Annotated in this window: 29 protein-coding genes; 3 read left to right on the top strand and 26 right to left on the bottom strand. The window is 70.8% G+C overall.

Translation table 11 applies throughout. From position 1 onward, the window contains the following. Positions 1-332: 332 nt before the first annotated feature. From ACFYY8_RS06355 to ACFYY8_RS06455, 21 genes are all read right to left on the bottom strand, one after another. Positions 333-2912 carry a phage/plasmid primase, P4 family gene (locus ACFYY8_RS06355; protein WP_390037750.1) on the bottom strand — a complete coding sequence of 860 codons (2580 nt, stop codon included), beginning with the start codon at positions 2910-2912 and terminating at the stop codon, positions 333-335. A 128-nt stretch (positions 2913-3040) separates the two neighbouring features. Beyond that, positions 3041-3676, bottom strand: a complete 636-nt coding sequence (locus ACFYY8_RS06360) for a hypothetical protein (protein WP_390037752.1) — start codon at positions 3674-3676, stop codon at positions 3041-3043. Between the two features lie 19 nt (positions 3677-3695). Further along, positions 3696-4475, bottom strand: coding sequence for a hypothetical protein (locus ACFYY8_RS06365; RefSeq protein ID WP_390037754.1), 780 nt, complete (start codon positions 4473-4475; stop codon positions 3696-3698). Beyond that, positions 4475-6307 carry a UvrD-helicase domain-containing protein gene (locus tag ACFYY8_RS06370; RefSeq protein ID WP_390037756.1) on the bottom strand — a complete coding sequence of 611 codons (1833 nt, stop codon included), beginning with the start codon at positions 6305-6307 and terminating at the stop codon, positions 4475-4477. Before ACFYY8_RS06370 ends, ACFYY8_RS06365 begins: the two co-directional genes overlap by 1 nt. 93 nt (positions 6308-6400) lie before the next feature. Continuing rightward, positions 6401-6700, bottom strand: a complete 300-nt coding sequence (locus ACFYY8_RS06375) for a hypothetical protein (RefSeq protein WP_390037758.1) — start codon at positions 6698-6700, stop codon at positions 6401-6403. 246 nt (positions 6701-6946) lie between these two features. Then, complete coding sequence (locus tag ACFYY8_RS06380) at positions 6947-7144, bottom strand: hypothetical protein (RefSeq protein WP_390037760.1); 198 nt, start codon at positions 7142-7144, stop codon at positions 6947-6949. Positions 7145-7321: 177 nt separating this feature from the next. Beyond that, complete coding sequence (locus tag ACFYY8_RS06385; protein ID WP_390037762.1) at positions 7322-8158, bottom strand: DUF2303 family protein; 837 nt, start codon at positions 8156-8158, stop codon at positions 7322-7324. Continuing rightward, on the bottom strand, positions 8155-8508 hold the full coding sequence (locus ACFYY8_RS06390; RefSeq protein ID WP_352009298.1) for a hypothetical protein: 354 nt from the start codon (positions 8506-8508) through the stop codon (positions 8155-8157). Before ACFYY8_RS06390 ends, ACFYY8_RS06385 begins: the two co-directional genes overlap by 4 nt. Beyond that, positions 8505-8735, bottom strand: a complete 231-nt coding sequence (locus ACFYY8_RS06395; RefSeq protein ID WP_390037764.1) for a helix-turn-helix transcriptional regulator — start codon at positions 8733-8735, stop codon at positions 8505-8507. Before ACFYY8_RS06395 ends, ACFYY8_RS06390 begins: the two co-directional genes overlap by 4 nt. Continuing rightward, positions 8732-9049 carry a hypothetical protein gene (locus ACFYY8_RS06400; RefSeq protein ID WP_390037766.1) on the bottom strand — a complete coding sequence of 106 codons (318 nt, stop codon included), beginning with the start codon at positions 9047-9049 and terminating at the stop codon, positions 8732-8734. Before ACFYY8_RS06400 ends, ACFYY8_RS06395 begins: the two co-directional genes overlap by 4 nt. Beyond that, positions 9046-9492, bottom strand: a complete 447-nt coding sequence (locus ACFYY8_RS06405) for a DUF6248 family natural product biosynthesis protein (protein ID WP_390037768.1) — start codon at positions 9490-9492, stop codon at positions 9046-9048. The genes ACFYY8_RS06400 and ACFYY8_RS06405 overlap by 4 nt, the downstream gene beginning before the upstream one ends. Further along, a complete protein-coding gene (locus ACFYY8_RS06410; protein WP_390037770.1) occupies positions 9492-9929 on the bottom strand; it encodes a hypothetical protein in 438 nt (145 codons plus the stop codon). Before ACFYY8_RS06410 ends, ACFYY8_RS06405 begins: the two co-directional genes overlap by 1 nt. Next, positions 9926-10162, bottom strand: coding sequence for a hypothetical protein (locus ACFYY8_RS06415; RefSeq protein ID WP_390037772.1), 237 nt, complete (start codon positions 10160-10162; stop codon positions 9926-9928). Before ACFYY8_RS06415 ends, ACFYY8_RS06410 begins: the two co-directional genes overlap by 4 nt. 3 nt (positions 10163-10165) lie before the next feature. Continuing rightward, positions 10166-10603, bottom strand: coding sequence for a hypothetical protein (locus tag ACFYY8_RS06420; RefSeq protein WP_390037774.1), 438 nt, complete (start codon positions 10601-10603; stop codon positions 10166-10168). Further along, the gene (locus ACFYY8_RS06425) at positions 10600-10821 is read right to left on the bottom strand and encodes a hypothetical protein (protein ID WP_390037776.1); all 222 of its coding nucleotides are present in this window, start codon (positions 10819-10821) and stop codon (positions 10600-10602) included. The genes ACFYY8_RS06420 and ACFYY8_RS06425 overlap by 4 nt, the downstream gene beginning before the upstream one ends. Beyond that, positions 10818-11222: a hypothetical protein gene (locus ACFYY8_RS06430; protein WP_390037778.1), complete on the bottom strand. Its 405-nt coding sequence runs from the start codon at positions 11220-11222 to the stop codon at positions 10818-10820. The genes ACFYY8_RS06425 and ACFYY8_RS06430 overlap by 4 nt, the downstream gene beginning before the upstream one ends. 2 nt (positions 11223-11224) lie before the next feature. Continuing rightward, complete coding sequence (locus ACFYY8_RS06435) at positions 11225-11422, bottom strand: BldC family transcriptional regulator (RefSeq protein ID WP_390037780.1); 198 nt, start codon at positions 11420-11422, stop codon at positions 11225-11227. A 1-nt stretch (position 11423) separates the two neighbouring features. Further along, positions 11424-11717, bottom strand: a complete 294-nt coding sequence (locus ACFYY8_RS06440; protein WP_390037782.1) for a hypothetical protein — start codon at positions 11715-11717, stop codon at positions 11424-11426. After that, positions 11714-12328, bottom strand: a complete 615-nt coding sequence (locus ACFYY8_RS06445) for a hypothetical protein (RefSeq protein WP_390037784.1) — start codon at positions 12326-12328, stop codon at positions 11714-11716. The genes ACFYY8_RS06440 and ACFYY8_RS06445 overlap by 4 nt, the downstream gene beginning before the upstream one ends. A gap of 78 nt (positions 12329-12406) precedes the next feature. Beyond that, a complete protein-coding gene (locus ACFYY8_RS06450) occupies positions 12407-12742 on the bottom strand; it encodes a hypothetical protein (protein ID WP_390037786.1) in 336 nt (111 codons plus the stop codon). Next, entirely contained in the window at positions 12691-12882 is a 192-nt protein-coding gene (locus tag ACFYY8_RS06455) for a helix-turn-helix domain-containing protein (RefSeq protein WP_386189209.1), read from the bottom strand. Before ACFYY8_RS06455 ends, ACFYY8_RS06450 begins: the two co-directional genes overlap by 52 nt. 159 nt (positions 12883-13041) lie before the next feature. Between ACFYY8_RS06455 and ACFYY8_RS06460 the strand changes: the two genes are divergently transcribed. Together ACFYY8_RS06460 and ACFYY8_RS06465 are read left to right on the top strand one after the other, a co-directional pair. Further along, positions 13042-13467, top strand: a complete 426-nt coding sequence (locus tag ACFYY8_RS06460) for a helix-turn-helix domain-containing protein (RefSeq protein WP_390037789.1) — start codon at positions 13042-13044, stop codon at positions 13465-13467. Positions 13468-13700: 233 nt separating this feature from the next. After that, the gene (locus tag ACFYY8_RS06465; protein WP_386189213.1) at positions 13701-13922 is read left to right on the top strand and encodes a hypothetical protein; all 222 of its coding nucleotides are present in this window, start codon (positions 13701-13703) and stop codon (positions 13920-13922) included. A gap of 137 nt (positions 13923-14059) precedes the next feature. On the opposite strand, the gene ACFYY8_RS06470 is transcribed toward ACFYY8_RS06465, so the two are convergent. After that, complete coding sequence (locus ACFYY8_RS06470; protein ID WP_390037791.1) at positions 14060-15043, bottom strand: tyrosine-type recombinase/integrase; 984 nt, start codon at positions 15041-15043, stop codon at positions 14060-14062. A gap of 288 nt (positions 15044-15331) precedes the next feature. On the opposite strand from ACFYY8_RS06470, the gene ACFYY8_RS06475 reads away from it, so the two are divergent. Next, a complete protein-coding gene (locus ACFYY8_RS06475; RefSeq protein WP_390037793.1) occupies positions 15332-16657 on the top strand; it encodes a S1C family serine protease in 1326 nt (441 codons plus the stop codon). Positions 16658-16856: 199 nt separating this feature from the next. Here the strand turns inward: ACFYY8_RS06475 and cydC are convergent, their stop codons facing one another. From cydC to ACFYY8_RS06495, 4 genes are read right to left on the bottom strand one after another with little or no spacing between them, the layout of a single operon-like run. Then, entirely contained in the window at positions 16857-18545 is a 1689-nt protein-coding gene (gene cydC / locus ACFYY8_RS06480) for a thiol reductant ABC exporter subunit CydC (protein ID WP_390037795.1), read from the bottom strand. Next, positions 18542-20212, bottom strand: coding sequence for a thiol reductant ABC exporter subunit CydD (gene cydD, locus ACFYY8_RS06485; protein ID WP_390037797.1), 1671 nt, complete (start codon positions 20210-20212; stop codon positions 18542-18544). Before cydD ends, cydC begins: the two co-directional genes overlap by 4 nt. 7 nt (positions 20213-20219) lie before the next feature. Further along, positions 20220-20987 carry a cytochrome d ubiquinol oxidase subunit II gene (locus tag ACFYY8_RS06490; RefSeq protein WP_390037799.1) on the bottom strand — a complete coding sequence of 256 codons (768 nt, stop codon included), beginning with the start codon at positions 20985-20987 and terminating at the stop codon, positions 20220-20222. Positions 20988-21015: 28 nt separating this feature from the next. Further along, a complete protein-coding gene (locus tag ACFYY8_RS06495) occupies positions 21016-22194 on the bottom strand; it encodes a cytochrome ubiquinol oxidase subunit I (RefSeq protein ID WP_390037801.1) in 1179 nt (392 codons plus the stop codon). Between the last annotated feature and the right edge of the window lie 17 nt (positions 22195-22211).

Below are 22211 nucleotides of genomic sequence, written 5' to 3' on the forward strand. Positions count from 1 at the left end.
GGGGGGTGGCGGTGGCTCGGATGTGGAGGCCTTCGGAGTGGCCGTCGAGGGTGGCTTGTCCGCAGCGGGGGCAGGTGTCGAGGACCGCGGGAGTCGTCAAGATCATTTCGACCCCTGCCCGATGACGGATGACAGATATGACCTGTCACCCGCTATGAGCTCATTGCGTGCGCGCGCATGCGTGCGCGTATACGTGTACGCGCGTAAGGGGGGAATGCAGAAAAAACTGTCATCCGTCATCCGAGGGTGGCGGCAGGCCGAGTTTTCCCAGCTCAACCCGCGTTTTGAGGCAGTGACGGATGTGTCATCCGCATCTGTCATCGGAAGACGGGTCACCATCCGGGCCCGCCGAGCTTGTCGGAGGTGGGCTGTGACAGATGCGGAGCCGATGACAGTTCCTCGTCGTCCTCCTCCTCGGTGGTGGCGATGATGGTGATGCCGGTGTAGGACCGGGAGGAGGCGGACCGGGACTGCCCGACCCCGAACCTGCGGGCGAGTTCCTGGGTGAGCTTCTTCGCGCTGACGGGGGTCTCGCCCTCGACGAAGCACCACCTCTCGTACGCCTCACGCAGTTTGGTGATCTTGATTTGGACCTGAATCGAGGCCGCGGTGTGGCAGCACTCGCTCACGAACCGGGCGACGGTGTCCTGGTCGGCCTCGTAGCCTCTGGTGGCGGCCAGGACCGTGTCGGGCTCCTGCAGGCCGCCCTGGTGGTAGGCGGCCGCGCCCTGGATGATCCAGGCGAGCAGCGCGGGCCCGTGGTCACGGGCGAGGATCCCTTGCAGGTCGTCGACCACCTTCTCGGGCTCGACTTCGTGCAGGAACGGGATCAGGCGGAGGCGGCGCCAGAAGGACCGGCCACCGGCGCGGACCGCGGGCTGGTGGTTGCCCATGAGCCACAGGTGGTGGGTGGCGGTGAACGTGAAATGGTCCTGACGCATGAATCTCGCGGTCAGTGTGTCGCCGCCGGTGAGCTGCTTGACTTTCGTTTCGTCGAAACGCGCATCCTCGTCAACTTCGGAGCAGACGACCATTCTCATACCGGCCAGGCGCGCGATTTCTGTTTCGTGCTGAATTGACGTCTTGGCCATCAGGAAACCGCTTGGTGCGGTGGTCGCGTAATCGCCGAGAACGCCAATGATGGATTCCAGAAAGACGCCTTTCCCGTTTCCGCCGCTTCCCACGGCGAACGGGAGGACGTGCTTGGCCACGCTGCCGGTGGCGGAGTAGCCGACGAGGCGTTGGAGGTAGGCGACGAGCTGCTCGTCGGCGCCGAACGTGTCGGCCAGGAATGCCTGCCAGCGGGCCGGGTCGGCGCCGGGGTCGGGGGCGCAGGATGTGACCTTGGTGTGGAGGTGGGAGGCGTCGGAGGGGAGCAGGGTGCCGGTGGTGAGGTCGACGATCCCGGCCGGGGTGTTGAGTTCCCAGGGGTGGGCGTCGAGGTCGTCGAAAGCAGCGACGACGCGCACGTCGGTTTGCGCCTGGGCCAGCATGGCGGAGGTGCCGAGCGCGGACAACGCTTTCCGTTTGTGGGAGACGGCGGCCTTGTCGGCTTCGTCGAGGCCTCGGGCGACGCGTTTGCCGTACTCGCGGACGAGGCCCCCGCCGACGGGTTGCCATTCCCACCGGGTGCCGTCCCAGGCGATCCACCGCCCGCGTTCGGGCACGTACCGGATGACGTCGCCGAACCGGTCGACGAGCTGGAGGGCGTTGCCGTCGTCCGACTGGGCGTACGTGCGTTCTTCGACGACGCGCAGCACCGGGGGCGGCCCGTCGGGGTGGAGCTCGCGCACGGTGGCCAGGGCGCCGAGGACCGCGGGTGGTTGTACGGCGGGTGCGGGGACGGTGGGTTCGACGCGGTGGCCGTACCCGGCGGCCTGGAGCTTGGTGGCGGCGGCGGACAGCGCGGCCGGGCTGGTGGTGCCTTCGGTGAGGAGGGTGTGGGCGCCGAACTTGCTGTAGGGCTTCTCGGCGTCGAACTCCGTGCTCGTGGTGAAGACGTACAGGTTGTCGAGGCCGTCACGTCCGGTGGTGGCGGAGATGCCGTGGGTTTTGCCGGGGCGGCACCAGTAGGTGACGCCTTGGCTGTCGGTCCACAGTTGCCTCCACCCGCGCGGGGTGAGGATGTCGTCCCACGTCGTCCGCTGGTTGTAGTCGTCTCCGGGGGACACGCCGCTGTCGTCCGCGTAGGTGGGGGCGGGTTGGGAGAACAGGGGGCTCGACGGGGCGGTGGCTGCGGGCGCTGGGGGGTGGTCGCCGGGGTGGGGCATGCGGTTGAAGCCGACGGCGAGATGGTGGAGGGCGTCTCGTTCGGCTGCGGTGATGGTGGGGATGGTGGTGGGGCCGCCGGCCAGGAGGGTCCATGCCCCGTTGGGGATGTCGCCGTGGGTGCGGCCGCCGGAGGGGGCGAGGACGACGAAGCCGCCTTCGGCGCGGGTTTCGATGAGGACCTTGATCCGGTGGTCAGGGTTCTCGGCGAGCTCGACCTCTGTCGCGGGGCGGGAGGCGAGCTTCGCGTTCCGGGCATCGGCTCCTTCTACTTTGTAAAGGAGGTGGATGCCGCCGGACGGGGTGATCTCCATGTAGCCGGTGGTCACGCGTCGCCAGAGGTCGCCGAGGCCGGATGCGTCGGCGAGGGCGGTGTAGTCCTGGGCGATGTTCTCGCGGACGGCGCGGCCTTCGAACTCGAACAGTTCCAGGTGGCCGGAGGCGGCTCCGCAGACGACGCCGAGGCCGTCGTACCGGCCGGAGGTGAACCAGGCGTCGAGCTGTTCTGGGGTGGGGCGTGGTTCTGAGCCGCCTGCCTGGGTGTGGCGCTTCCATTTAACGGCGGGTGCTTTGCCGGTGGTGGCCGGGATGACGCACAGGCCTGCGGCGTGGAGGTGGTGGGCGGCCTGCTGGAGCTGGTTCAAAGGTGTCCCCCGGGAGCTGGTGTGCGTGGGGAAGGGGGAAGCCCCCGAGCCGACTCGCGCTCGGCTCGGGGGCTGGTGGGGTGGCCCCGGACGCTGCTTCCCCTTTCAGCGTCCGGGGCCGGTCTGGGTTACAGGTGGGGTCCGGCGGGGGCGGGGGTGGGCAGGGTGGTCATGCCGAGGGCCTGCATGGCGGCGGCCTGTTCGGCGGAGACGGTCTGGCCGGTGGGGAGGGTGACGGGCGGCCCTGCGGGGATCGGGGCCGCGACGGGCGCGGGCGCCGGGGCCGCCACAGGGGCGGGGACGGCGGCCACCGGGGCGACGGGCTGGGGGAGCGGCGCGTGAACCGGGGCAGGGGCCGGGGCGGCCGGGGCCTGGAAAGCGGCGGCCTGCGGGAACGGGTTGCCGCCGACCGACTGCAGGTACTGGGTGGCGTACGTGGCGTCGGCGTCGGTGTACTGCTCCAGGATGTACGGCGCGGTCTGCCCCGGCTTGGCGACGCCACGGCCGAGACGGCCGAGGACCGGGTCCTTACCGATGCTGCTCTTCAGGGAGCCGATGAGGACCTTCTGGAAGATCAGGACACCGGACTCGGTGCGGGGGCCGGACGGGTCGGTGAGGAGGACGAGGTCGGCGGAGATCGCGTCGGCGGCGCCGTTCACGGTGACGATGCCGCTGCGGAGCTCACGGGGGTAGATGAGGAGGAGGTGGCCGGGGTAGTCAGAGATCTTGAAGTCGGAGGAGGGGGCGGCGGGCTGAGCGAACATGAACGTGCTCCTTGATCGTTTACTTGGTGGTGGCTCCCGGGCAGCCCCGGGAGAGGTCGGTGGAACCCGGCTGGAAGTAGGCGCAGTACGTGCAGTACGCCTCGGTGGCCGGGAAGAGGTTCCAGTTCTGCGGGTTGCTGGCCGGGTCGAGGGCGTCCAGCGCGGTGAGGACGTTGTCGAGCCGCTCCAGCGCCCCGAGCGCGATGGACCGGTCGTAGGGGGCTGTCCACACGTGCAGGCCGTCGATACGGCCGGTGCGCGGTAGGAACACCACGGCGACGTTGTCGACCTGCTCGCCTGCCTGCTCCTGGCCGAACCCGTAGAGGTGGCCCTGGGTTTCGTACTGGGGGCCGGGGCCGTTCTTCCGGTACTTCTTGAGCTGCTCGTCGCCGACGACCTTCCAGTCGATGACGGCGCGCACGCTGGAGTCCCGGTCGAACAGGTCGGAGTTGCCGTAGATGTTGCCGCGGATGTGCAGGCGCTGCTCGATGAGGTAGCGCTGCCAGCCGAGGCGCCGGTTCTCGGCCTCGTACGTCTCGGCCATCCAGGCGTGAACCGAGGTGCCGACGATGGACGCCCACGGGTCCGAGCTGGTGTTGACCTCGGGCCAGTCGAGCAGCTTGTACGCCATGCGGCGGGTGCAGGGCATCCCGATCTCGCTGGGGCCGATGACGCGTTGCCGGGACCGGGGGGCGTTGGCTCCGGCGTCGCGGACGGTCTGCACCACGGTGGTGGCGATGGTGGCGGCCAGGCCGGACAGCGGGGTGGCGGCCCATCCCGCGTCCGGCTGGGAGAACATCACTTCCACTCCCCAGTGAGGGTGAAGGGGCGGGCGGCCTTCTTCGGCTTCACGTACGCCTGGTAGATGTCGGGGTAGTCGCGCTCCAGCGCCTTGCCGTCGAGCTGCGTGCCGGGCTTGGACGTCTTCCACGAGATCGCGGGGCGGCCGTGAACGGTCGCCTCCTCCCGGTCCCCCATGAAGTCCTTGAGCTTCTCGATGGCCTGCGCCTCGATCTCCGCCCACTGCGTCTTGTTCTCCCGGGCCTTCTTGACGAGGTCCAACCACCCGACCATCGACTCCGGCAGGTCCGTGCCGGTCGGCTCCGGGTCCTGCACCAGCTCGTCGAGGAACAGCTGCTGCTCGGCGGCCGGGGGCAGGTCAGGCAGGGGAGTGCCGAGCGCCGCACAGTCCAGCCCCTCCCGGGCGCGGGTGACAGCGACGTAGGCCAACATCACCTCGGCGTGCACGAGGCGGTCGTCCTTGTCGTACGGCTCCGGGAAGTCAGCGGCGAGCCGGACAGTCGGCCACTCGCGGCCCTTGGCCTTGTGGGCGGTGGAGATGACGATGTCGGCGTTGTACTCGTCGACGAGCTGGTCGACGACCTTGAGGATCCGCTCGGGCCCGTGGGAGTCGATCAGCTTGACGAGGACCTTGAGGTCCTGGCCGCCCGCGTCGTGCTCGGAGTACTCCTGCACCTCCAACCAGCTGTTGAACGCCATGAGCTCCGGGTGGTAGGTCGGCCGACCGGCCTTCAGGTCCCGGGCCGCTTCGGCCAGGCGGCGGATGTCGTCGCCACCACCGACGAGCGCGGGTTTACGGCCGACTGCGAGAGCGGCGATGGTCTGTCCGATCGCGCCCGCGTTGGTGCGGCACAGCACCGTGTGGGGGGCGGGGATCCGCTCGATCCGGGAGTCCAGCATGGGGTTGCCGGTCAGGCGCAACGGGGCGCCGAGCAGTTCCAGGTGCTGGTTGGCCTGGTCGGCGATGGCTTGCCCGAACCGGAACGACTGGGAGAGGATCCGCCGGACTCCGTTGAACGAGGCCATGGCGTCGACGGCTCCCCGCCACCCGTAGATGGCCTGTGACTGGTCGCCGACGAGGATCCGTTGGGCGGCTTGCCGGGACACGATGTCGGCGATGACCGGGTTGGCGTCCTGCGCTTCGTCGAGGAACACGAGGTCGGCGGGCAGCGTCGGCCCGGTCATCGCCCACAGCTTCAGGTAGACGTCGTGGGTGAACCGCAGGCGTCCGGCCGGGGAGACGAGGTCGGCCCAGGCGAGGCGGGCCAGCGGTACGACCTGCATGCGGAGCGCGGTGGTCGCCTCGTCCGATAGGCCGGGCACGTCGGGGATGTGGGCCGTGGAGATCTCGGTGTCGGCGGAGTGGCAGAACCGGGTCACGGTGTCCATGACGACGCGGGCGACCTTCACGGAGGTGAGGGCGTGCGCGCCGAGGTCCAGCACAGCCGGAATCTGCAGGATCCTGGCCACCTCGCGGGCCGGGACGCGGGGAGCGTTGAGCCGGTGCTCGTACGCCCGGCCGACCGTCTGGAAGGCGAGGGAGTGCGCGGTGCGGCAGTCGACGTTCGCGGGGAAGGTCGCGCGGGCGTCGTCGGCGATGGCCCGGTTGTAGGCCAGGTACAGGGCGCGCCGCCCGGTGGCCGCGGCCACCATCTTCAGGGTCGACGTCTTGCCGGTTCCGGCTCCGGCCTCGATGACGAGGTCCTGGCCGGTCTGCGCGGCGGTGAGGATCGCAGCCTGTTCGGGGGTGGGCGGGTGCTGGAAGACGGGCGGGACCGGGGCGACCGGGGTCGGGGCGGTGAAGGTGGCGCCGCCGGGCTGTGTGAACATCGCGTGCCTCCTTTCTTTCTGTGCTGAGGGGAAGGACGGGGGTCTGCGGGGCGGGGTCCGTGCTCCCCGCAGACCCCCAGCACGAGGGGTGGGTCAGGCGGCGATCGCGGGCCGCCACGGGCCGCCCTGCACTCGGGTGACGAGCTGCGCGTCGTCGAGCAGGCCCCGGGCCCGCTGGTGCTGGAGCGCCGTCTCCACCTGCTGGACGGCCTGCTCACGACGCCAGGGGGTGGCGCCGGTGGGGGCGGTGTAGACCCGCACCTCCAGCACCCCGTCGCCGTCCCTGAAGATCCCCTTGACGCCGTACTCGGCGGCTGCGGCCAGCTCGGCCATGTACCGGCTGGTGGGGGCGGAGGCGAGCAGCTGGGGGACGGTGAGGCGCTGCGCGAGCATGGCGGGCTCCTGGGATCCGGGGGAAGGGAGGCGCTGATCGGCGCCTGCAAGAAACACGCTACATCACGCTCCAACACGATTCAAGACGCTACAACTTGCTACATCCTGCTACATAGATGGGCGCGCGAAACCGGGCACTACCGGACACGGATCCGGGTCTTGCCGCACCGCGCACACCGCTGCTGCACTGGCCGGCCACCGGCCACGATCGGGACCGATACCCACCGGTGCCAGAAGATCAGGCACCTACCGAACACGGTCGCGTGCCATGTTTGCCCGCTGCAGGACGTCGAGCCGCGACTCCAGGGCGCGGATCGTGGCGGCCTGCCGGAGGACAGTCCCTCGATCCGCACCCGCGACAGAGGCCAGCTCGGCGGCCTCCTCACGCGTCTCCTCGAGCTCACGGATCAGGGCGGCCCGGGCGCGGAACCAGTCACGAATCATGGGGTTCTCCAAGCAGGCGTGTGATGAAGGCCGCGACACCGCTGCAGACTGGCCACGTGGTCGTCGTGACCCGGGTGCCGACGCGGTTCGCGATGGTGATCTGCGCGTCCCGGGGGAGCACGACAGAGGGAAGCCCCCCACCAGATGCACCGGTGGAGGGCGTGGTGCTCGTACTCATCACGCGGGTGTGCCCCGCATCACGACGACGCCGAGCTCCTCCTGGAGCCTCGTCACGACGGTCTTCACGGCGTCGCGGCGCACGTCGACCGCGTTGTCGAGCCAGACGCCCATGAGGAGGTCTCCGCCGGAGATGCGGTACCGGAACCGGGCGTGGACGACGTACGGGTCGACATCCTCGAATGGGGCGATCCCGAGCTCCAGCACGCTGGGGACCTCCAGCTGCTGCTTGGCGCCCGCACCCGCGGTGGTCTCCTCAGTGAAGGTGAGGCGACGGTTCCCGTTCGACAGCACCGTGGCCGAGTTGAACGTCACCTTCGTCTGCGCCTGGAAGTGCTGCACCAGCTCCAGCATCTCGGCAGGCTGAGGGACACGGATGTCCTCACGGTTGTCGTCGATGAAGTCCGCGAACTGCTCCTGCAGGAGCATCTTGCGGTCGATGCCGGTCCACCGCTTCCACTTGTCGGTCTGGGCCATGGTCAGCACCAGCCGGTGCTCGCCCCACCGCGCGGCCGGCACCCCGTCGGTGCCCGCGACGTCCTGGTTGCCCTCGTGGGCGTCCAACACCGCGGTGACGCGTCCAGCGTCAATGTCGACGTACACCTCGCTGGCGTCATCGCAGTGCTTGGCGTAGTAGTGGACGAAGCTGGCCAGGTCGTCGACGCGGACGGTGCCCTTCTTCCGGGCTGGCCGCGTCTCGTCGGGGTCACGCAGGTCGATGGTCTCGACGCGGTCGCGCAGCTTGAAGGCGTAGACGTTGCCGGGGGTCAGCTGCTCGGAGAGCTGCGCGTCGGTCAGGGCGTCGATGAGGGCGTCGTTCTCCGTACGGATGGTCACTTGGCGATGTCCTTCAGCTCGATGTCGGTGGTCTTGTCGAGTACGCGCAGGCCGGGCAAGGAAGCCTGCCGGGGGTCGTCGCGGACGAGGTTGTGGTCGGCATCGGCGAAGAACACCGCGGCCTTCGGCGTGGACTTCGGCTTGGTCGCGGTCACCGAGGCGGCCACGGTGAGGGAAGCGTCGTCGCCCTTCATCGGGGCGATCTCCACGACGAGGGTGAGCTTGCCCTTCTTCCCGGTGTCCTGGACTGAGGCGACCACTTCCTGCAGCAGTACGGCGGCCTCGTCGAGTACGGCGCCGCGGCGGAGGTCCTGCAGGATGGTCGCGAACGGCCGAACCTGATTGGTCACGCTGATTTCCTTCCAGAGGATTCGAGGGGGACAAGAGCCAGGCGCAGGCCGAGGGCCCGCGCGTGGGCGTCGAGAGCGATCAGGTCAGGGACGGTGCGGCCGGTCTCCCGGCGCGAGATCCCGACCCCGCGGCGCGCCAGGTGCAACCGCTCAGCCAGCTCGTCCTGGGTGAGGCCGAGCTCTCGGCGCCGGTGGGCGAGGGCCTGCATGATCGGGTGAGGGGTCACCGCGCCTCCTGCTTCTTGAGGGCCTTGAGGGCGGCGTTGTACCGCTCCGCCGTACGGCGGCAGATACCAAGGCGGGCGGTGGCTTCCCGCTGCGACAGCCCCCACGTGAGGAGCTCCGCGTAGTCCTGCACACGGCCGAGCCGCGCCTCCCGGGCAGCCTCACCGGCTTCCTTCGGGGGTGCGCCGAGCATCGGGAACTGGTCGAGGGTGCCGTTGCTGCGGTGGCGCTGGTAGCAGGCGGTGATCAGGCCCCGCCCCATGACCTGGCCGGGTGTCGCACAGCAGACGCACAGCACGGTGCGGCGGCGTCTCATCGGCCCACCGCCTCGAGGAGGCCAGGCAACTCGACGACCTCGTACCGGATCGGCCGCATCGGGTTGCACTCGGGGGCGTGGGCGACATCACGGCGGTGGTCGCAGGGGCAGGTGCACTGCCAACGGCATCGTCGGTCGGCGATCCACACCATCGCCAGGGGCGAGAGGTGCCAGCCGGTCGCGCTCGCGGTGGGGTACCGGTACGGCTGCTTGAAGGCAGCGACACCGACACCGCCCCGGACGCTGATGATCGTTTCGTAGTTGTATATGGGGGTGCCCATGTGGCACGTTTCGTGCACGCCGGGGCGGCGGGGGTCGTTGAGGCACGGGCCGGACCACTCGCACGCGCACCGGGTGTAGAAGCCCGGGACTTCCTTGTAGGTCTTGCGCATGGCGCCGGTCCAGGCGTGCTCGCGCACCCAGACGGCTTCGGCTGCGGTCATCACCGGTCCACCGCCTCGAGGGCGGGCAACTCGATGACGAGCAAGCGGAGTTGACCGCCGCGCACGACGTCGCCGAGCCGCATGTCCGGGCCGACCAGGTGTGTGTCGTCGTCGTCGACGAGGACCCCGGCGTCGACCAGGCCGTCGATCGCGGCCTTGAAGGACGGGTACCAGTTCGCCGGGTCGCGGCGGCCCCGGGTGGCGGGGTGGAGGATGCCGAACACGTGCGCCCGGGCGAGCTTGGGCACACCTGCGGCTTCGGTGGCTTGCTTCCCGGCCGCGCGGATCGCCGCGGTGAGACGCGCTTTCGGGGCGTGGTGTAGGCGGTTGTTGGCGTTCAGCAGCGGCAGTCCGGCGGGGAGGGTGATGGTCCAGGTGCGGGCGCCCGCCGCCGGGCCTGTGGTGAGGTCGGCGGCGGGCATGTGAGGGGCGGTCACAGCCCCACCTGAACGTTGACGATGACCTGCGCGGCGTCGGCGTCGTGTGCGTGCCCGTTCTCGTGCGCCCACTCGGCGACGTCCATCGGGAACCGGAGGTCGTGGTAGCCGATGACGACCTGGCCGCCCTCCTGGCGGACGGTGTGGACGGTGTCGCCGGGCTGGGTGGCCTCGGCGACGACCGCGGCGGCGGCCTCGCTGCTGATGCAGCGCAGACGAGTCTCTCGGGTCATCGCTTACCTGCCTTCCTGCTGGGCGCGTTTCGCGGCCCGGACCTGCGCGGCGGCGTAGGCCGTGGTGCCCGGGGTGGTTTCCGCGCTGCACGGACACCCATGCACCCGCTCCTTGTCGGCGGGCTGGGCGACCATGACGCACCCGAACGAGTTCACTCGGCCCTGCTCGCACAGCTGGGCCGTGCAGCAGTCGCAGTCCGGGCAGTCGGCCGGGGCCGGGCGAACCCACTGGTGGTCGTCGGGGTCGTCGAGCGGGAAGGGGATGGCCGCGGCCGCGAGCGGGATCAGCTCGACCGGCAGGCCGACGAGCAGCCCGACGTACACGGCGAGCAGGGCGGCGACGCCGCAGCAGGTGGCGTGGAGCCAGCGGCCGCGGCGGGCCGCCGCCACCCCGAGGAGGGCGGCGGCCACGGCGAGCATGAGGGGGAGGGCGGCAGTCACGACGCGTCCTTGGACGTGTAGGCCACGGCGGCGAGGGTGAGCACCGGCAGCACCAGCACCAGGAGGGCCGCGCCGTACCCGATCGGGGGGATCGCGTGGGACCAGTCGTGCAGCGCACGGGTCAGCCGGGTCAGGGCCCAGGCCGCGAGCAGGTGCACCATGACGGTCGCGAGCAGCCACGCCAGCGGGCGGCGGCCGGACATCTTCGGGGCGGTCACGCCTGCTCCCGGTCAGCCGACGGGACGTACGGCTCGAACGGCGCCCGCCCCGGGGTGGGGAGGACCGCGGTCGCGGTCGGCGGGGTGTCGAGCGGCACGCACGAGTCGGACCCGTGCACCATGCCACCGACCCCGAACCAGCCGCACGCGCACCAGCCGGGGCCACGCTCCGGGCCGGGGGCCGCCGCCGGGGGAGTTGCGCCCCCGTGCAACGCCGCCCTCCACTGGTCGGCCACGATCGGGAGCGGGGCCGCCGGGTGCTGCTCGACGAGGGCGAGCAGTTCCGACCACTCCGCGACGGCGCCGCGCGCCTCCTCCAACGCCTGTTCGGCGGTGGTCACGTTGTCCTGCAGCCGCCTGAGCTGCTCGGTGACGATGGTGATCGTCTGCGACGAAAACACGGTCAGACCTCCTCGGCCTGGGTGGGGGTGGGGTTGATGTGGGCGAGGATCTCGGCCTCGCGGAACCGGCGGTGGCCGCCGAGCGTGCGGAAGGACGTGAGCTTCCCCGCCAGCGCCCACCGGGAGACGGTCTTCGGGTCGACGCCGAACAGGGCGGCGACTTCCTTGGGGGTGAGCAGGCGGTCAGGCGCGTCGGACATGTCAGACCTCCTCGGTCTGCGCGATGGTGATGAGGACGACCGGCCGGGACGGCAGCCGGTGGTACAGGCGGGGGCGGCCACCGCTGATCGGTCGCGCCATCACCTCCACCGCCTCGCAGCCGCGGCGGCGGCAGGGGGTGGGGTGAGTGAGGACCTGTACCGCGGGCGGCAGCGCGCTGGTCGGGGTGATGAGGGGGTCGGCCCCGCCGGGGATGCGGGCGAGGAGGCCGGGGGCGAGGTCGGCCACGCCGGGGATCCGGGCGAGGGTTCCGGGGGTGAGTTCGCCGAACGTCATGCCGCACCGCCGGGGAGAGGGCCGGTGGCGGGGCCGTTCTCGAAGTCGTCGTACGGCTCCGGCTCGGCGGGCTTCGGCCCCACACGCTTCAGCGGCTTGTACTTCGCGCTGACGTCCTCCCACGGGAGGTACTCCCCGCCGAAGAACAACAGCACCCGACCGGCACGCTCGACCACCCGCCACACGTCACCGGCGTGGTCCTCCCACAGGTCCCCGACGCGCAACTCCGGGAAGGCGATGGGCTGCTCGGCCACGGCGGGCGGGTAGGTGCGCACCAGCGGGCCGTAGTTCATGTTCGCGGACCGCCACAGGTGGCAGGTGCCGTCCGTGCTACGGAGCGCGATATCCGCGTTGGGGATGTTCTCGTGCGCGAACCACGTGCGTCCGTGCCGGTCCCGCCACAACTCCCCGGGCTGGGGGACGCCGTCGGCCGGGACCAGGCGCTCGATCTGAGCGGTGTCGAGCGGGACGGTCACGTCGTACATGCCCGCCGAGTGCTCCACCTCGACCTTGAGCATCTCGGGGAACGCGCTGGTTGCAGGGGCGATGTGCGTGATGCGACCGGCGACGATGACGCGGACGTGCTCGCCGATTCGGTACTGTTCAGGCATGGCCTGACCTCTTCTTCTCTTCGCTGTGGGGGTTGGGTCTACGGGCGCCCGGCCGTTGGCCCGGCCCGGGCCGCCCGGTTACGCCGACCGGCGCACGCTGCGCTCGGCGGCCTTCCTGCTACGGGCAGCGCTCGCCTTCAGCGACAGCTGACCCATGTACGCCCGGTGCGCGTTCACCGCCGCGGCCGGGATGTCCTTCGCGCGCACCTTGCCCTCGGCTGTGATCTTCGCGATCCAGTAGTCCAGTGACACCGGCGACGCCCGGCGGGCCGCCTCCGTCCGCTCACCCCGGTGAGGAGTGCGCGCCCACTGCACGTGAGCCGCGATCCGGGCGGCGCGGCTGCGCTGTTCGGGGGTGGCCATCAGCTGCTCGGCGCCGTGTACGTCGCGAACGAGGAGGCGGGGATCCGCCACCGTCCGTTCCGGGCCGAGGACGTCTTGGTCGCACTCAACTCACCGCGTCGGATAGCGCGGCGGATAGTCCACTGACTGACCCGCAAGCGGGCAGCGGCCTCCTCCACGGTCAGCATGGTCTCGGATGTGAGGTTGTCCATCTGACCTCCTTCCTTCACTGCCAATACGCTACAAGATGCTACATCTCGATTCAATACGCTACATCTCAAGGCATATCGCTACATGGACAGTCAAGAGTTTCCCGTGATTTACGTCATGATCCGATGCTCAATACGCTCCACCGTGCTACAACATGCTTCATGGAGCACGAAACTGGTCCACCAGGTCTGCCCTTCTGGAAACGCATCGAGACGGAGCGCATCGCCCGCACCTGGACAGCCACAGACCTACATCGCCGATCGGGCGTAGCCCGAAGCACGATCAACAACCTGGCGACCCAGCGCCGACGTCCCCGGCCGGCCACAGTGGTCGCGCTCGCCGACACCCTGGGCATCCCGCGCGACGAGGCTTTCGCCCTGGCGGGTCTCGACCCGGAGGCGGCCGCCGTGGGGGAGGCCGCAACCGACGGCACCCTCGACGAGCTGCTCGCCCGCCTGCCTGAGGAGCGTCGGCAGGAACTCTCGCGGTGGCGAGAAGAGGAGCGGGAACGGTACGAGCGCGCTCGCGAGGACTATGAGCGGAACCTCTCCCGGATTGCGAAGATCCTGCGCGACGAGCTCGGCTGACCCGCGAATGTGCCGCCCGAAACGGGCGATCATCGAAAAAATTTTCGATGCGCTGTCCCTAGCGTGACCAGGGGAGACGGGAAAAACTGCCACTTGGGCAGGGATTTTTGTCACTCAGGAGGCGGATTTTTCTTCTGGTGCAGTGTTATATAGGACTGCCGTAAGCACAGCGTCGTGCAGGCCCTAACGCCGCCCGGCCATGTGCTGTCAGCAGTCCCCCCTCAGGAGGCTCCATGCTCCTCGCACTGGTCACCATCGCCCTATGGGCCCTCAGCGTCGCCTACGTGGCGCTGGACGCCCTCATACCCGGCCACTCCCTGCCGATCTCTCTCCATCACCTGCTGCTCGCTGCCAGCGCCACCATCACCCTCGCCTGGATCCTGCGCCACCCGCGCCTGCAGTACCGAGTCGGCTACCGCGACGGATACGAGGACGGCGAACGCAACGCCGCTTGACCCCGGCGGCGCCCGCGCGACCGACACCGCGCCCCCGCCAGCCACGCTCACAGCATCACCTGTGAGCGCGGCCACCCCGCCGGACCCCAGCCCCCTGTGACGCTGCCCAGGCAGGCCAGGACCCCGCGGAACCCCTCTCAGAACCGATCGCCAGGCGACAGCCTCGTGTGCGTCGCCCGCGCCCGCTCATCCGCGAGCTCCTCCGTGTAGTGCTTCAACATGTCGTAGGACTTCCAGCCGAGAATCCGCCGCACGGAGTCCGGATCAGCCCCCGCCTCCAGCAGAAGATGCGCCGCCGTCCCCCGAAAACGATGCGGGTGCACCCCCGCCACCCCGGCCTCCTCGCCGCGGCGGCTCAACATCAGAGCCACACCGGCGCGCGTCATCTTCCCCATCGTCTTGCTGCGCACCCCCAACCAGAGATTGGGGGACGACGCCCACCCGTGCTTGGCCCGGACCCTGAGATATCGATCCAGAGCCACCACCGTCTTGGCGCCTATCGGGATCCAGTGCTCGTCCCCGCCCTTCAGCACGATCAGGATCCGCCGTCCCGGTAGGTCCACGTTTTCGAGCTGGATCCCCGCGAGGCCGGACGCCCGCACGCCGTTGTCGATCAGGACCATGATCATGGCTGTGTCACGGCGCTCCGCAAAACCGGCACCTTTGCATGCAGCCAGCAGCGCCGCGATCTCCTGGTCGCTCAGATACTTGCGGGCCTTCTTCGGCACATGCGGCCGATCCGCACGCAGCACAGGCGAGAAGGTACTGCGCTCCTCCTCGGCAATGAGCCACCTGAAGAACACCCCGAGGTAGGAGTGGTGCGCTGCGGAGGTGTGGGCGCTGGTCCGGGCCTGCTCCGCCGCCAGGAAACGGCGCACGTGGTCGGCGGTCACTCCCTCAGCGTCATGAGGGTGGTCGTTCGCGCGGAGGTAGGCGTAGAAGGCCGTCACGGATCGTGTGTACAGGTAGATCGTGTACGGGGCCTTGTTGCTGGCTTCCAGGGCGCGCTTCCAGGAGTCGATCAGCCCTTCCAGATCCGTCCCGACGGGGGCTGACGCGGTGGTGCGCCGCGACCGGCGAGGGCGTCGGTTCGGGTCGAATTCGATCACGTTCTCGGTCATCGAGACCTCCTCGCCAGAGCGAAAGACAACAAAAAGGGGTTAAGCCTTGGGGAAGTGATTATTCGGGTAGTCACCTATACGCGGCCGATTCGCGAGTGATTTCTGACCCTTCTGGAGGAGCGACAGGGCCTCTGAGCACGGCGGATAAAGGGGGCGTGAGAGAAGGGAGGGGGCTCCGATCATCCTCTTAACCTGGTCTTACGCCCCGTCAGGCATTGTTCTGGTGTACCGGAACCGCCGGTCGCCGCTCCGACAGTCCACGAGCGGATGCAGGACGTGGGGGAAGACATGGACCCGAACAAGAATGAGCAGGAAAGCACCCCGGCCGAGGCGACCCACGAGAACGAAGGATGGAGCCAGTTCGGCAAGGTGCCGCCGCGTGTCGGAGGTTACTCGGAGGGCCGGGACACCGGGCCGCAGCCGACGCTGATCCATCCGGTTCCGGACGCGGCGGAGTCCCTGCGGATCCCCGCCCAGCGGGGGTCGCTCACCGGCAGGCAGAAGCTGGGAGCCGGGCTGGCGCTGGCCGCGATGGCCGTGGGAGGTGGAGTCGCGGGGGCCTTCATCGCGACCTCGATCGCCGGGGCCGGTACGGTCACGGCCTCGTCCGTCCCCTCCTCGGCCGAGGTGCGCCAGGTCGGCAGCTTCGCCACGGTCGCCGACGTGGCCAAGGCGGTCCAGCCCTCGGTGGTCTCCATCGAGGTCAAGAGCGCCAACGGCAGCGGTGACGGATCGGGCGTGCTGCTCTCGGCCGACGGCCTCATCCTGACCAACAACCACGTGGTCACGCTGGGTGGTCAGGCGGGGACGAACGGCTCGATGACCGTCAAGTTCAGCGACGGCAAGACCGCCTCCGCCAGGGTCGTCGGGACCGACCCGGCGACCGACCTCGCCGTCATCCGGGCGGAGAACGTCTCCAACCTGACCAAGGCCACGATCGGTGACAGCGACAAGGTCAGGGTGGGCGACTCGGTGCTCGCCATCGGCAGCCCGCTGGGCCTGTCCGGCTCGGTCACCGCGGGCATCGTCAGCGCCCTGAACCGTACGGTGACCGTCGGCGGCGAGCAGCGGCAGCAGCTCCCGCCGGGCTGGGGCGGCATGGAGCAGCAGCAACAGCAGGGCGGCGGAACGACGACCATCGGCGGGGCCATCCAGACCGACGCGGCGATCAACCCCGGCAACTCGGGCGGTGCCCTGGTCAACGCGGCCGGAGAGGTGATCGGCATCAACAGCGCCATCGCCACCAACGGCGGCGAGGGCAACATCGGTGTCGGCTTCGCCATCCCCATCAACACCGCCAAGCAGGTCGCCAAGCAGCTCATCGACACCGGCAAGGTCAGTCACGCCTTCCTGGGCGTCAGCCTCGCCGACGCGACCGGCGACGTGGCCGGGGCGCTGGTCAACCAGGTCACCGCCGGCAGCCCGGCCGCCCAGGCCGGAATCAGGCAGGGTGACCTGATCACCAAGATCAACGAGACGCCGGTCGACGACGGCTCGACGGTGGTCGGCGCGATCAGGGGGCTCAAGCCGGGGGACAAGGTGACCATCACCTACCTCCGCGACGGCAGGCCCCAGACCGCCACCGCGACTCTCGTCGAGAAGACCGGGCAGTAGTCTCGCCAGGGCCGATGCGCCGCCGGGGACGCTGCGGACCCCGGCGGCGCATCCGTCTCCCGCCCGCCCCGGCGGCCTCCCGGGAGCCCCTGTGCTCCTGATCGGAAAATCCGGACCGCGCCCGGCCTCATGTCCCGGACGAGAACCCGAACGAGGACTCGGACGGGGGCCGGTCGACGCACCGGCCGGGGAAGACGGGTCAGTGCCCGGCGGTCAGCGCCTCGGAGCGCCACAGGTCACGGTAGTAGCCGGGCGCCCCGACCAGCTCCTCGTGGGTGCCCCGCTGCGCGACCGCCCCGTTCTCCAGCACGACGATCTCGTCGACCCCTTCGAGCCCTCGCAGCCGATGGGTGACCAGCAGTGTCGTACGGCCCCGCGTGGCGTCGAGCAGGTCGGCCATGAGCGCGTCCGCGGTGGCCTCGTCCAGTGATTCGGCGGGCTCGTCCAGCAGCAGCACAGGAGGGTCGTTCAGCAGCGCCCTGGCCAGCGCCAGCCGCTGGAGCTGGCCGCCGGAGACCGTCCGCCCGTCCTCCCCGAGCACGGTGTCCCAGCCGGTCCGCTCGACCCACCGGTCGAGCCTGGCCCGCCGTACGGCCTCGGCCAGCTCGTCCTGACCCGCCTCCGGCCCGGCCAGGCGCAGGTTGTCCCGCAGCGTCGTCCGGAACACGTAGGGATCCTGGGTCAGTCCCGTCATGACCCGCCTGGCGTCGTCGGAGGTCATCTTCCCGAGGTCGGTCCCGTTCAGCAGGATCGTGCCGGACTCGGGTTCCACCAGCCGCATGAGGGCCGAAAGCAGGGTGCTCTTGCCGGCGCCGCTCGGGCCGACCAGGGCGACCCGCCTGCCCGGGGTGAGGGTCAGGCTGACGCCGTCGAGCGCCACGGGCAGACCGGGGCCGTGCCGGACCACGAGGTCGCGGATCTCCACGGTCGGCGGCTCCTCGGGCACGGGGGCGGGACTCACCGGCTCGGCGACGGCGGGCGGGGTCGCGCGGACCTCCCGCAACCGGCGCAGGGCGGCGAGCACCCCGGTCAGCCGCTCCGCCGCCGCGGCCATCGGCAGCACCGGCTCGAAGGCGACCAGCGAGACCAGCGCGAGGACCGTCGTGGCGACCCGGCCCGCCTGTGAGCCCCCGGCGATCCAGACGACCGCCAGCACGGTCAGGCCCTGCGTGAGCGTGCCGAGGGCGGCGGCGACCGCGTTGGCCCTGGCCTGGCGGCGTTCCAGCGCGCCCAGGCGGGCGTCGGCCTCGGCACAGGCGGCCAGCGCGCGCCCTCCCGCCCCGTAGGCGGCCAGGTCGGCCGCACCGTGGACCAGGTCGGCGACCCGGGCCGCCAGCTCCGCCCGCGCGGGCGCGATCCGCGCCGACCGGTGCCGGGCGGCGGCGGCCGTACCCGCCGGGATCAGCACCCCGGCGACCAGCAGCCCGGCCAGCAGCGCCAGCGCCGCGGCGGGCAGCAGGAACAGCCCCAGCACGACCGCGGCGACCCCGGTCACCAGAGCGGCCGCCGCGGGGAGCAGGCAGCGGACCAGCAGGTCCTGCGCCGCGTCGGTGTCGTCGACCATCCGGCTGAGCAGGTCGGCTCCCCGCCGGTCACGCGGCCCCGCCGGGATGAGCGCCCGGTAGAGCCGCCGCCTGGTCGCCGCCTGTGCCCGCAGCGCGACGTCGTGCCCGGCCAGGCGCTCGCCGTACCTGAAGACGCCCTTGGTGGTCGCGAAGGCCCTGACGCCGACGATCGCCACGCTCAGCGCGGCCAGCGGGGGATGCTCCGCGGCCCTGGTGATCAGCCAGGCCGCGGACCCGATCAGCCCGAGCCCGGCGAGTTCGGCCGCCGCGCCCGAGGAGATCGCCAGGGCCGTCCGGCCTTTCATGTCCTTGACGCCCGTCATCGGGACTCTCCGATCAGTTCGGCGGAGACCACACGCCCCTCGGCCAGCCGGATCACCCGGTCGGCCAGGTCGATCATCGCGGGCCGGTGCGCCACGATCACCGCGGTTCTTCCCTCGGCCAGCTCACCGGTCGCGGCCACGATCGCCGCCTCGCTGCGGCCGTCGAGCCGCGCGGTCGGTTCGTCGAGGAGCAGCAGGTCGGTGCCGGGACGGCAGAAGGCGCGGGCGAGCGCGACCCGCTGCCGCTGCCCGGCGGACAGGTTCGCGCCGCGTTCGCCGAGCACCGTCTCGTAGCCCTCGGGCAGCGCCGTCACGAACTCGTCGGCGTGCGCGGCCCCGGCCGCCCGCCGTACCTCCTCGATCGTGGCGCCGGGGAAGCCGAGGCGGACGTTGTCGGCGACCGAGACGGCGAACAGGTGGGGGCGCTGCGGCACGAACGCCAGCCGTTCCCGCCAGGCGTCGTCGGCGGTGAGGGCCACGCCGTCGATCAGGACGCGCCCGCTGTCCGGGACGACGAAGCCGAGCAGCAGGTGCAGCAGGGTGCTCTTGCCCGCCCCGCTCTCGCCGACCAGCGCGACCCGCTCGCCCGGCGCGATCGTCAGCGAGACGTTCTCCAGCGCCGCCTCCTGCCGGCCCGGGTAGCGCACGGTGACGTTCTCCAGGCGGATCTCCGGCGCGCCGCACCCGGCCCGGCCCGCCGTCCCGGCCGGGGTGTCCCGTACGGCGGGGGCGGACGCCTGGCCGTCCAGGACGGCGAACGCCTCGTCGGCGGCGGCGACCCCCTCCATCGCGGCGTGGAACCTGTTGCCCATGGTGCGCAGCGGCAGGTACGCCTCCGGGGCGAGCAGCAGCACCAGCAGCGCCGTGGGCAGCTCCATCGACCCGGACAGCAGCCGCAGCCCGACCGGGACGGCGACCAGCGCCAGGGAGAGCGACGCGGCCAGTTCGAGCACCAGCGACGACAGGAAGGCCACCCGCAGGGTGCGCATCGTGGCCTCCCGGTGCTCCTGGGCCACCCGGCCGATCACCTCGGCCTGGTAGCGGGCCCTGCCGAAGGCGCGCAGCGTGGGCAGCCCCCTGACCACGTCGAGGAAGTGCCCGCCGAGATGGGCCAGCGCCCGCCACTGCCGTTCGGTGACCTCCTTGGTGCGCATCCCCACCAGCGCGCCGAACAGCGGGATGAGGGGCAGCGTGACGAGTACGATCACCGCGCTGGTCAGGTCGGCCGCGAACAGCCGTACCAGCACGGCGACCGGCACGACGGCCGCGACCGCCGCCGCGGGCAGGTAACCGGACAGGTAGGGGTCGAGGGCGTCCAGGCCGCGACCGGCCAGCGTGACCAGCTCGCCCGAGCGGCGCGAGGCGAGACCGGCGGGGCCGAGCTCCCGCAGCCGCGACAGCAGCCGGTGGCGCAGCGCCGTCTTCACGCCGGTGCTCGTGTGCCCCGCGGCCACCCCCTGCACCAGGCCGAGCAGGGCGCGGGCGCCGACGACGAGCGCGAGCACGGTCAGCGCGGCGGGGGCGAAGCGGCCGGAGAGCACCCCGGACAGCACCTCCGCCTGGACCAGCACGAGCAGCCCGGCCACGACCGCGGCGGCCAGGCAGACCGCCAGGTGGCGGCGGACCGCCCGCTCGCCGCGGACCAGCCGAAGGAGATCCTTGTGCATGTGAACCCTAGAAGAACGACGGCAACCGACCGGCCGCACGCTTGGGACCGAACGTGCGCCATGTCCATACTTGCGCACCCGCCATGACCGGCGTCAAAGGCACGATTATGAGACTGAGCACACCCAGTGTGCCCTCGGGCGCGGCGTGTTCGAGCAACCACGGCGCCAGTACGGCCAGCGGCACCGCGGCGGGCAGGGCGGCGGCGCACGCCGAGACCAGCAGCGCCACGCCGTCACGACTCCTCCCGGTCACCCGTCCCGGCAGCGCCCAGGAGGCGAAGGTCCAGCCGTGGAAGGCGAACGCCCCGGCGACGACGGCGACGCAGGCGATCCCGGCGAGCGGGGAGGGCGACTCCGGCAGGCCCTGGGCGACGGAGGCCAGGATCATTCCCCAGCTCAGCGCCAGGCCGTACGATCCGGCGCAGACGGCCCAGTCCCAGGCGGCCCGCCAGCCGGCCCCGTCGAGGCGGCGGCGGAACCACAGCCCCGCGTCGCGCAGGATCCACGAGATCAGCAGGGCGACGACCAGCGGGTAGAGGCCGTACAGCACCCGTCCCTCGACCTCGGGGAAGGCGCCGAAGAGCACGCCCGCGACGGCGACCAGCCACACCTCGTTGGCCAGGACGAACGGGGCCATGGCCGAGACGATCGTGTCACGGTCCCGCTGGGTACGGCCGAGCACGGGCAGCAGCATGCCGAGGCCGATGTCGAACCCCTCCAGGGCGAAGTAGCCGATCAGCAGCAGGGCGAGCACGCCCAGCCAGAGGACGTCCATGGGTTCCTCACCTTCCGTGGCGGGATGTCTAGTGGCTGAGCGCGGGCTCGAGAACGGCGGGGGCGGGTTCGTCGTCCGCGCCGAGGGCGACGGTGCCGGGGCCGCGCCGTACGGTTCTGGCGATCAGGAGGTAGTCGGTGACGGCCAGCAGGCCGAGTACCCCGGTGAACCCGACGAGGGAGACGGTGACCATGCCCGGGGTGAGGCCGTGGGACATGGCGTCGGCGACGGTGAGCCTGCCGTTGATCAGCCACGGCTGGCGGCCGACCTCACGGGTCAGCCAGCCGCAGATCGCGGCCAGGAACGGCGCCGGGGTGAGGATCACCAGCAGCGGCTGCGCCCAGCGCCAGCGCGGCAGCCAGTAGGTCAGGGGCGCCAGCAGGAGCAGGAGGAACTGCGCCAGCTGCCCGATCCCCATCATGGCCGCCAGGGCGATCCCGGCCAGCGGGACGCGGAACTTGTCCGGCTGGTAGAGGCCGATCGCGCCGAACTGGGCGTAGCCGAAGGCGACCGTGACCAGCGACCCGCAGAAGGAGACGAGCAGGCCCGTGCGGAGGGCGGAGGTGAAGAACTCCCGCTCAGGGGTCCGGCGGAACAGCTGGTAGGCGGAGGCCCCCATGACCACGGAGCCCGCGGCCCACAGACCGGCGCCGATCACGTGGGGGAGCGAGTTGACCAGCGCCGGGTTGCTCAGCAGCGCGCCGAAGTCGGTCAGCACCAGACGGCCGCCGCGCTCGACGGCCCCCACCGGGTTCTGCAGGAACGAGTTCGCGACCATGATCCAGAAGGCGGAGACGTAGGCGGTCAGCGTCACCATCCAGATGCACGCCAGGTGCGCCCAACGGTTCAGCCTGTTCCAGCCGAAGATCCACAGGCCGAGGAAGGTGGACTCGAGGAAGAAGGCGCCGAGCGTCTCGATCGCCAGGGGGGCGCCGAAGACGTCTCCCGCGTACTCGGACAGGCCACTCCAGCTCAGCCCGAACTGGAACTCCATCACCAGGCCGGTGAAGACGCCGAGCGCGTAGTTGGTCACGTAGATCTGACCCCAGAAGCGGGTGGCGCGCTCGTGCTCGGGCCTGCCGGTCACGGCGTGCCGGGTGTGCATGATCGCGATGATCGGGGCCAGGCCCAGCGTCAGCACGACGAACAGGAAGTGGATGCTCCCCGTCACCGCGAACTGTGTCCGCGCCAGGTCGAGCACGCCCACGGCTCACCTCCGTTGTT

Origin of the sequence: Streptosporangium sp. NPDC001559, assembly GCF_042893955.1 — a bacterium.
GTDB lineage: Bacteria > Actinomycetota > Actinomycetes > Streptosporangiales > Streptosporangiaceae > Streptosporangium.